Origin of the sequence: Pseudomonas serbica (assembly GCF_028823535.1) — a bacterium.
GTDB lineage: Bacteria > Pseudomonadota > Gammaproteobacteria > Pseudomonadales > Pseudomonadaceae > Aquipseudomonas > Aquipseudomonas serbica.
Window position 1 is genome coordinate 1 of record NZ_JAQIYM010000043.1, and the last position, 1,107, is coordinate 1,107.

General features: G+C 45.1%; 2 protein-coding genes. Both read left to right on the forward strand.

Annotated elements, in window-relative coordinates; genetic code table 11:
• Positions 1-463 (forward strand): RHS repeat-associated core domain-containing protein (locus tag NQL71_RS29650; RefSeq protein ID WP_462806835.1); only part of this gene is annotated, 463 nt, incomplete at its 5' end.
• Positions 460-834 (forward strand): immunity protein PIM1 family protein, encoded by a 375-nt coding sequence (locus NQL71_RS29655; RefSeq protein ID WP_046820288.1) that lies wholly within the window; start codon positions 460-462, stop codon positions 832-834. The genes NQL71_RS29650 and NQL71_RS29655, both read left to right, overlap by 4 nt.
• Positions 835-1,107: the final 273 nt, after the last annotated feature.

Below are 1,107 nucleotides of genomic sequence, written 5' to 3' on the forward strand. Positions count from 1 at the left end.
TACGCAGGATCCGATTGGGTTGTTGGGTGGGCACAATCTTTATGGTTATTTGTCGAATCCTTTTTCTAGGATCGACCCGTGGGGGTGGTGTGAAACAAAGGGTATGGGAGTCAGTAAATCGGGGCACCATGTCCCCGCTGTGCGAAAGTCAGTAGGTCGACCATTTGAGATTGCAAGATCTGATAAGACTAGACCAACCATATTTCCACGTGGAAAAAATCCAGAGCATTCACATTGGCTTTTGCATGAAGCTGAGCGACCTCATATCGGGCCCCGCCAAGGTGATTTTTCAGGAACAGATGATGAATTGTTTGCGGCTTACAGAAAAGCATATGAAAATATGGATCATATAAAGGTTGATGTGGTTTCACCTAATGGAACGCATGTCTTAGGTGAAAACGTGACACCGCGTACGGCAGTAGACCTTATTGAGAACTGGCTGAGAGAGAGTGGCTTGAGATGACTAGTGAATCTATAAAAGAGCTATCGATTTTAATCCATGAAGAAGATTTTTTTGAAGTGGTTGCTTTGGCTGTTAAAGACTGGGACGAGGCGTTAGACCAAAGAGATAGGGGGGAGTTTGATGCGTCGTGGGTTGAAAGTAATGAGTATTTGAAAAAACTAGACTATAAAACCTCTACTGATGAAAAGGAAATTTCAGCGTTAAGAGAGTTTTCTTTCAAGAAAGTGTTCCGTCTAACGCAAAATTCCGAAGCCGCAAGCTATGTGTCTGATGATATCGGAATGATTGGGGAGGCCATAGCAAAAGGACATGTGAGTGAATGGGTAGCGAGGTTACTTGATTTGTACCGCAAAGGTGAATTTCCCTGTTAGCTTTTGGCGATACGAATCGGCTGCTGAAAATCAACCGGTTAACAACAATCTGGCAATGTCTAAGAAAAAATAATTCACCCACGACCTGATAGGCCACCAGATATAGGGGCGGGACGTGAGGTGAGCTAACGCCATCTGTCGCTCGCTCTTTCAAAATTCATCGAAATAAGTGGCTGTCAACATTGTCTCAGCCACTTTCTCTATAGTAATAATCGACGCCCGCCGCAAGCCACACCTACCTGTGGTGGAACACCCTGGCCCAAGTCGAGCGCT

Bases quoted from the DNA above. Each gene is read 5' to 3' on its own strand.
- NQL71_RS29655 (WP_046820288.1), top strand. From the start codon at position 460: ATGACTAGTGAATCTATAAAAGAGCTATCGATTTTAATCCATGAAGAA.